The 8,019-nt window shown below is 72.0% G+C and carries 9 protein-coding genes; 5 read left to right on the top strand and 4 right to left on the bottom strand.

Annotation, left to right across the window (positions count from 1 at the left end; genetic code table 11):
* On the bottom strand, nt 1-596 hold a 596-nt coding region (locus ACESL7_RS10180; RefSeq protein ID WP_372893215.1), incomplete at its 3' end, for a thiolase family protein.
* Nucleotides 593-1,024 (bottom strand): hydroxyphenylacetyl-CoA thioesterase PaaI, encoded by a 432-nt coding sequence (gene paaI / locus ACESL7_RS10175; RefSeq protein WP_372893214.1) that lies wholly within the window; start codon nt 1,022-1,024, stop codon nt 593-595. The genes ACESL7_RS10180 and paaI, both read right to left, overlap by 4 nt.
* 117 nt (nt 1,025-1,141) lie before the next feature.
* Here paaI and paaZ point away from each other — a divergent pair, with 117 nt between their 5' ends.
* From paaZ to ACESL7_RS10160, 3 genes are read left to right on the top strand one after another with little or no spacing between them, the layout of a single operon-like run.
* Entirely contained in the window at nt 1,142-3,169 is a 2,028-nt protein-coding gene (gene paaZ / locus ACESL7_RS10170) for a phenylacetic acid degradation bifunctional protein PaaZ (protein ID WP_372893213.1), read from the top strand.
* Between the two features lies 1 nt (nt 3,170).
* Nucleotides 3,171-3,980 carry a PaaX family transcriptional regulator C-terminal domain-containing protein gene (locus ACESL7_RS10165; RefSeq protein ID WP_372893212.1) on the top strand — a complete coding sequence of 270 codons (810 nt, stop codon included), beginning with the start codon at nt 3,171-3,173 and terminating at the stop codon, nt 3,978-3,980.
* 31 nt (nt 3,981-4,011) lie between these two features.
* Nucleotides 4,012-4,347: a DUF2794 domain-containing protein gene (locus ACESL7_RS10160; RefSeq protein ID WP_372893211.1), complete on the top strand. Its 336-nt coding sequence runs from the start codon at nt 4,012-4,014 to the stop codon at nt 4,345-4,347.
* 174 nt (nt 4,348-4,521) lie between these two features.
* Here the strand turns inward: ACESL7_RS10160 and ACESL7_RS10155 are convergent, their stop codons facing one another.
* Nucleotides 4,522-5,508 carry an adenosine kinase gene (locus ACESL7_RS10155; protein WP_372893210.1) on the bottom strand — a complete coding sequence of 329 codons (987 nt, stop codon included), beginning with the start codon at nt 5,506-5,508 and terminating at the stop codon, nt 4,522-4,524.
* Complete coding sequence (gene nth, locus ACESL7_RS10150; protein ID WP_372893209.1) at nt 5,505-6,149, bottom strand: endonuclease III; 645 nt, start codon at nt 6,147-6,149, stop codon at nt 5,505-5,507. The genes ACESL7_RS10155 and nth overlap by 4 nt, the downstream gene beginning before the upstream one ends.
* A gap of 101 nt (nt 6,150-6,250) precedes the next feature.
* On the opposite strand from nth, the gene ACESL7_RS10145 reads away from it, so the two are divergent.
* Entirely contained in the window at nt 6,251-7,084 is an 834-nt protein-coding gene (locus ACESL7_RS10145; RefSeq protein ID WP_372893208.1) for a methylated-DNA--[protein]-cysteine S-methyltransferase, read from the top strand.
* 113 nt (nt 7,085-7,197) lie between these two features.
* Nucleotides 7,198-7,848, top strand: coding sequence for a YiaD family glycine zipper/OmpA-like lipoprotein (locus ACESL7_RS10140; RefSeq protein ID WP_372893207.1), 651 nt, complete (start codon nt 7,198-7,200; stop codon nt 7,846-7,848).
* Nucleotides 7,849-8,019: the final 171 nt, after the last annotated feature.

Here is an 8,019-nt window from a genome sequence, read left to right as displayed (position 1 = left end):
GCCATGCGGCCCGACTGGATCGCCGCCATGGCACGGGTCTGCGAGCGCAGGGCGAAGAGGTCCTGATCGTGGCGTGCGACGTTGAAGTCCGCGGCCACGTTCTCGGCCGTCTCGGGCATCGAGTCGATGCCGAACTGCTTCTGCATCAGCTTGTTGACGAAGCGCCAGCCGATGGTGGTGTCGTGGACGGCGTTGTTGCGGGAAAAGGCGCTCTCTGCCTTCGGCATGACGAAGGGGGCGCGGCTCATGCTCTCCACCCCGCCGGCCAGCACCACCTCGGCCTCGCCGCAGCGGATCATCCGCGCCGCCATGCCCACGGCGTCCAGCCCCGAGCCGCAGAGCCGGTTGACGGTGGTGCCGGGCACCTCCTCTCCCAGCCCCGCCAGCAGCGCGCCCATGCGCGCGACGTTGCGGTTGTCCTCGCCCGCCTGGTTGGCGCAGCCCATGATGACCTCGTCGATCCTGAGCCCCTCGAAGGGCGCGACCGTCTCGCGCATGACATGGGCGAGCATGTCGTCGGGGCGCACGGCAGAGAGCGCGCCACCGTAGCGGCCGATCGGCGTGCGCCAGCCCTCGCAGAGATAGGCGTCGGTCATGTCTCCTCCTCGAAATGCTGGCCGGCGATCTGCCGGGAATGGCCGCGGAACTGCGCGACCTCGCGCCCGTCCTGCGCCGTGACAGCCACGTCGTAGATGCCGGCGCGGCCCGAACGGCTCACCTCGCGGGCGCTGGCGGTCAGGCGGTCACCCTTCCGGCCCGGCGACAGGAAGGTGACGACGTTCATCTGCGCCACCACGGTCTGGTTGTAGCTGTTGCAGGCGAAGGCGAAGGCACTGTCGGCGAGCGTGAAGATGTAGCCGCCGTGGCAGATGTCGTGCCCGTTGAGATGGTGATCCGCCACCTCGAACGACATGGTCGCGGTCCCGGGCCCCACGGCGTCGAGGCTGATGCCCAGAAATTTCGACGCGCGGTCGTTCGCCCACATGGCGTCGGCGCTGAGGCGCGCCCGTTCCTCAGGCGTCATGTCTCTCCCCTCCCTCAAGGTGCCGCGAGCCTGCACAAAACCGACCACGCGGTCAATAGTGTTGATTTCCCTCGCGTCCGGGTTCATGCTCCGTGCGAACCTCGGAGGGAGGACCCCATGCTCGCACCCGAAAGCTATGCCGCCGGCCAGTGGATCGCGCCCGGCGCCGCCGCGCGCCCCATCGTCGGCCCCGTCGAAGGCAAGGAGATCGCCCGCGCCGGCGGCGCGGAGCTCGACGTTCAGGCGATGATCGACTGGGCGGTGCGGACCGGCGGCCCCGCGCTGCGCGCCATGACCTTCCACGAGCGCGCCAAGAAGCTCAAGGCGCTGGCGCAATACCTGCACGAGCGCAAGGAAGAGCTCTACGCCATCAACCCGCTCACCGGCGCGACCCGCCGCGACGGGGGCGTGGACATCGACGGCGGCATCGGCACCGTCTTCGTCATGGCCTCGAAGGGCCGGCGCGAGATGCCGGACGGTCATGTCTATCTCGACGGCGGGGTCGAGCAGCTGTCGAAGGGCGGCAGCTTCCTCGGCCAGCACATCGCGGTGCCGCTCCGGGGCGTCGCCGTGCACATCAACGCCTTCAACTTTCCCGTCTGGGGGATGCTGGAGAAACTGGCGCCGACCCTGCTTGCGGGCATGCCCGCCATCGTGAAGCCCGCGACGCAGACCTGCTACCTGACAGAGGCCTGTTTCCGCATGATCGTGGAGTCGGGGCTTCTGCCCGAGGGCGCGGTGCAGCTCGTCATCGGCGGCACCGGCGACCTGCTGGACCGGCTCGGCCCGCAGGACGTGGTGAGTTTCACGGGCTCGGCCGAGACGGCGATGAAACTGCGCACGAATCCCAACCTGATCGGCCGCTCCGTGCGTTTCCACGCCGAGCAGGACAGCCTCAACGCCTCGATCCTCGGCCCCGACGCCACGCCCGGCACGCCCGAGTTCGACCTTTTCGTCAAGGAAGCCGTCACCGAGATGACCGCGAAGGCGGGGCAGAAATGCACCGCCACCCGCCGCATGATCGTGCCCGAGGCGCAGATGGACGCGGTGGCCGAGGCGCTGGGCGAACGGCTGGCGAAGACCACCGTCGGTCGGCCGGACGCCGAGGGCGTGCGCATGGGCGCGCTCGCCTCCGCCGATCAGAAGCGCGACGTTCTGGAGAAGGTGGCGGCCTTCGCCGGCGAGGTCGAGCGCGTCCATGGCGACCCCGACCAGTTCGAGCTGATCGACGCGCCGGCCGAGGGCGCCTATCTGCCGCCGATGCTGTTCCGCTGCCCCGATCCGGACAGCGCGACGGCGGTCCACGCGGTGGAGGCCTTCGGCCCGGTCTCCACGCTCCTGCCCTACCGCGACCTCTCGCATGCAGCCGCGCTCGCCAACCGCGGCGAGGGCTCGCTGGTGGCCTCCGTCATCACGCATGATCCGGCCGTGGCGCGCGAGATCACGCTGGAGGCCGCGGCCTGGCACGGGCGGCTCTACTTCAACGACCGCACCTCGATGAAGGAATCGACGGGCCACGGCTCGCCCCTGCCGCACATGGTCCATGGCGGCCCGGGCCGCGCGGGCGGCGGCGAGGAACTGGGCGGCGTGCGCGGCGTGCTGCACTACATGCAGCGCACAGCGGTGCAGGGCAGCCCCGACATCCTGACCGCCATCGGCGGCCAGTGGGTCAAGGGCGCGGAAGAAAAGACCGGCCCCGCGCATCCCTTCCAGCGCACCTTCACCGAGATCGAGATCGGCGAGACGCTCCACACCGAGGCGCGCGAGGTGACGCTCGACGATATCGAGCATTTCGCCCATTTCACCGGCGACACCTTCTACGCCCACATGGACGAGGCCGCGGCGCAGGCGAACCCCTTCTTCCCCGGCCGCGTCGCGCACGGCTACCTGCTCCTCTCCTTCGCCGCCGGGCTCTTCGTGCAGCCCGACCCGGGGCCGGTGCTGGCCAACACCGGGCTCGACGCGCTGTCCTTCCAGACCCCGGTGAGCCCGGGCGACCGGGTCAGGGTCCGGCTGACGTGCAAGCGCAAGACGCGGCGCACCGACGCGTATGGCGAAGTCGCCTGGGACGTGACGATGACCAACCAGGACGGCGACCAGGTCGCGACCTACGACCTGCTCACGATGGTCGCCTACCGGCGCTGAGATGGACGCGCGCCCCGACCCGCTCGCGCCGCTGATCGAGGCGCTCTTCGCCGAGGGCCGGCCACGCATCTGGTCGCTGGTCATCACCGTCTTCGGCGACAGCGTGCAGCCGCGCGGCGGGCGCATCGCCACCACGCGGCTGCAGCGCCTGCTGGGGCGTGTGGGGGTGGAGCCCGGGGCGCTGCGCACCGCGCTCTCGCGCCTGCGCCGCGACGGCTGGGTGGTGGCCGAGCGCGAGGGCCGCGCGAGCCTCTACCGTCTCTCGGAAAGCGGCCTCGCCCGCTTCGCGCCCGCGACCGAGCGCATCTACGCCCCCCCGCGCAACGCGCCCGTGACACGCTGGACCCTCGCGCTGGGCGGCGATGGCGCCGGGGGCGTGCCCGTGGCCCCCAACCTGCGGCTCATCCCCGAGGAGACCGCGGTGGACGCCGAACTCGCCGTGACCGGCGATCTCTCGGCCCTCGCGCCGGGCGTCGCCGCCGCCCTCCTGCCCGAGGCGCATCGCGCCGCGCTCGCCGCGCTCGCCGCCGATCTCGCCGCGCTCGAGGGCCTCGCGCTCGGCCCGCTGGACGCGGCGGCCGCGCGCACGCTTCTCGTCCACCGCTGGCGCCGGCTGGTGCTGCGCTGGCCGGAACTCCCCGCCGAACTGCTGCCGCCCGAGGCGCCGGCCGAGCCCCGCGCCGCCGTCGCCGCCGCCTGGCGCGCGCTCGCTCCCCGGGCCGAGGCCTGGCTCGATGCGGGCGACGCGCGCATGCCGCCGATGCCGCCGGCCGGGCCCGCGCTGGCCCGTCGTTTCGGGGCCGACGCTTGATTTGCGCGGCGCGAGACGCAATTCTCACGACATGAACGCGCCCACATCCCTCGCCGCGTCGGGCTCCGACCGCGTCGCCTTCGACCGGACGGAGCTCAACCTCGTCCTCGCGCTCTACGGCCGCATGGTCGCCGCCGGCGAGTGGCGGGACTACGGCCTGTCCTTCCTGCGCGACGTCGCGGTGTTCTCCGTCTTCCGCCGCACAGCGGAGCAGCCCCTCTACCGCATCGAGAAACGGCCGAAGCTGCGCAACCGCCAGGGGCAGTACGCCGTCATCGGGATGGACGGGCAGGTGCTCAAGCGCGGCCACGACCTGCGCACCGTCCTGCGTGTCCTCGAGCGCAAGCTGATCCGCGCCGTGGAGTGAGGCGCCGCCGCCGCCCCGCCTGCCCCGCGAGGACGTCGTTCCGCGCCGAGGGATCGCGCCCGAAAGCGGGCCGGGACCTGCGCCGCCCGCCCCATCATCTTGGTCCAAATACTCTCGGGGGGTGAATTGGCCGCAGGCCAAGAGGGGGGCAGACAGCCCCCCTCCCGCGGCGGCTCAGACCGGCAGGCCGGCCTCGGCGAAGAGCGCCTTCAGGTCCGCCTCGGGCCGCGCCCCGTAGTGGGTGATGACCTCGCCCGCGGCGACGACGCCCATCCTGCCCGCGACCTCCAGCGACTGCCCCGTGGACAGGCCGTAGAGGAACCCCGCGGCGAACTGGTCGCCCGCGCCGGTGGCGTCCACGGGCGTGATCGTCTCGACCGGCACGCGGGCCTCCTCCTCGCCGCGCACGAGCACGACGTCGTGGCCCGAGCGCGTGCAGACGATCAGGCCGCTCTCGGTCGCCGCCTGCTCCAGAGCGGCGGAGAGGTCGGTCTCGTAGAGCGATTCCCACTCGTGCTCGTTGCCGATCACGAAGTCGAGCTCGGTGACGAGCTTGCGGAAATCCTCCCGGTGACGGTCCACGCAGAACGGGTCCGAGAGGGTGATCCCCGCCATGCCGCCCGCCGAACGACAGGCGCGCGCGGCCTTGAGGAAGGCCTCCTTTCCCTTGGGCTTGTCGTAGAGGTAGCCCTCGAGGAAGAGGATCTCGGCGTCGCCCGCCACGCCCGGGTCCACGTCCTCGGGCCCGAGTTCGGAGGAGATGCCGAGGTAGGTGTTCATCGAGCGCTCGCCGTCCGGCGAGACGAAGATCATCGAGCGCGAGGTGGGCAGTTCGCCCGCCGCCACCGGCGGGTTGGCGAAGTCGGTGCCGTCCTCGACCATGCCGTCGGCGTAGAACCGGCCGAGCCCGTCGTCGCGCACGCGCCCGATGAAGGCCGTCCTGAGCCCGAGGTTGCCGATCCCGGCGAGCGTGTTGGCCACCGAGCCGCCCGGCGCCTGCCAGCGGTCCTGCATCGCCTCGTAGAGAAACTCGGCGCGGTCTCCCTCGATCAGCTGCATGACACCCTTGTCGATGCCCATCGTGGACAGGAAACCGTCGTCGCAGTTGCTGATGACGTCGACGATCGCGTTGCCGATGCCGACCACCTTGTAGGTCTTCACAGGTTCTTCTCCTCGTAGGCACAAAGATCTCGGATGAGGCAGGTCGCGCAGAGCGGCTTGCGCGCCTTGCAGACGTAGCGGCCGTGCAGGATCATCCAGTGATGCGCATGAAGCTGGAACTCCGCCGGCACCCGGTCCTCGATGGCGCGCTCCACCGCCAGCACGTCCTTGCCCGGCGCGATGCCGCTCCGGTTGGCGAGGCGGAAGATATGCGTGTCCACCGCCTGCGCCGGGTATCGCCACCACATGTTGAGCACGACGTTCGCCGTCTTGCGCCCGACGCCCGGCAGCGACTGCAGCGCCGCGCGCGAGGAGGGCACCACGCCCCCGTGGTCCTCGACGAGGATGCGGGAGAGCTTCATCACGTTCTTCGCCTTGTTGCGGTAAAGCCCGATCGTCCTGATGTGCTCGATCAGCCCCTCCTCGCCGAGCGCCAGCATCCTTTCCGGCGTATCGGCGACCTCGAAGAGGCGGGCGGTGGCCTTGTTCACGCCCGCGTCCGTCGCCTGCGCCGAGAGCGCGACGGCGACGAGCAGCGTGTAGGCGTTGACATGCGCAAGCTCGCCCTCGGGCTCCGGCTCCGCCGCGCGGAACCGCGCGAAGATCTCGCGGACGGCGTGATAGTCGAGCTGTGCGGCCATGGGGCCCGTCATGCCTGTCGGCGCCGGAATGCGCAACATCCGGGTCGCGAACGGGCGCGACAGGCCCCATACGATGCAGGACTGCAACGCGAGGGGGCGGCATGGACACCGACGCGGACGCCTATCACTACAACGTCATCCGCCGCGCGCTCGACGTGATCGACGCGGCCGACCGGGAGCTGTCGCTCGACGAGCTCGCGGGCCGTCTCGGCCTGAGCGCGGCGCATTTCCAGCGCGTCTTCTCGCGCTGGGTCGGCGTCTCGCCCAAGCGCTATCAGCAGTACCTGGCCCTCGGCCACGCCCGCGCCCGTCTCGCCGCGGCGGCGCCGGTGCAGGACGCGGCCGCGGCCGCGGGCCTGTCGGGCGCGGGGCGGCTGCACGACCTCTTTCTCAGGTGGGAGGCGATGTGCCCGGGCGACTACGCGCGCCGCGGCGCGGGGCTCACGCTGCGCTACGGCTGGTTCCCGAGCCCCTTCGGCGAGGTGCTGGCGATGGGCACGACGCACGGGCTCTGCGGCCTCGCCTTCGCGGAGGAAGTGGGGCGCGAGGCGGCCTTCGCCGATCTCGCCGCGCGCTGGCCCGCCGCGCGCCTCGAGGCCGCGCCGGAGGCGGTCGCGGACTGGGTCGCCGCGGCCTTCGGTCGGGGCGGGCGCCCGGCGCTCCACGTCTTCGGCGCGCCCTTCCAGATCAAGGTCTGGGAGGCGCTGCTCGCCGTGCCGACAGGGCAGGTGACGACCTACGGCGCGCTCGCCGCGGCCGCCGGCGCCCCGGCCGCCGCCCGCGCCACGGGCGCCGCGGTGGGGCGCAACCCTGTGGCCTGGCTCATCCCGTGCCACCGGGCGATCGCCGCCTCGGGCCGCCTGACGGGCTATCACTGGGGCCTCCCCGTCAAGCGCGCCATGCTCGCCTGGGAAGCCGCGCGCACCGAGGTCTGAGCCCCGCGCGGATTGCCGCCCGCGCGCGGGCAAGAGCGGTTTTTATCGCGCGCGCGGTGCAGTAGTCTGCGCACAGGCCCCGGACCTCGGGGCGCGACGAAAGGGACGATCCGATGACCAGACCGATTCTCGCCGGCGCCTGCGCGGCGCTCCTGCTCGCCGGTTGCGCCACCGCGCCCGATGATCCGAACCGCAACACCCGCCAGGGCCTCATGATCGGCGGCGGGATCGGCGCGGCGCTGGGCGCCCTCAGCGGCGACGACGCGGAGGAGCGGCGCCGCAACGCCGCAGCGGGCGCGATCCTCGGCGGCATCGCGGGCGGCGTCTCCGGCTCGCTCCTCGACCGGCAGGAAGCGGAGCTGCGCCGCGAACTCCAGCAGGAGGGCGTCACGATCGACAACACGGGCGAAGAGCTGATCGTGAGCTTCACCAACGACGTCCTCTTCGACGTGGACAGCGCCACGGTGAAGCCGGCCTTCCAGGACGACCTGCGGACGCTCGCGGCGAGCCTGCAGCGCTACGCCGGCACGGCGGTCAACGTGACCGGTCACACGGACAACACCGGCGACGCGAGTTACAACCAGCGCCTCTCGGAGCGGCGCGCGGGCGCGGTGGCCGGCGTCCTGCTGGGCGCGGGCGTCCAGCCGACGCGCGTGGTCACGCGCGGCGCCGGCGAAGCGCAGCCGGTGGCGAGCAACCTGACGTCCGAGGGCCGGCAGCTCAACCGCCGCGTCGAGGTGACGATCGTTCCGACCGACGCCTGATCCTTCCGCGGCGCAGGTGAGGGGGGCCGTCTGCCCCCCTCTTGGCCTGCGGCCAATTCACCCCCCGAGGATATTTTTTCCAAGAAGAAGGGGCGGGGCGGTCGCCCCTCCGCGCGCGGGGCTCGGTTCTGGCCGGTCGCGGGAGATGCCGTCAGGCGGGGGCCTCGAGGA

The sequence above is a fragment of the Rhodosalinus sp. genome (assembly GCF_041685465.1).
Classification (GTDB): domain Bacteria; phylum Pseudomonadota; class Alphaproteobacteria; order Rhodobacterales; family Rhodobacteraceae; genus Rhodosalinus.
Note: the sequence above shows the minus strand (reverse complement) of the source record. Positions and strands in the feature narration are given on the sequence as shown.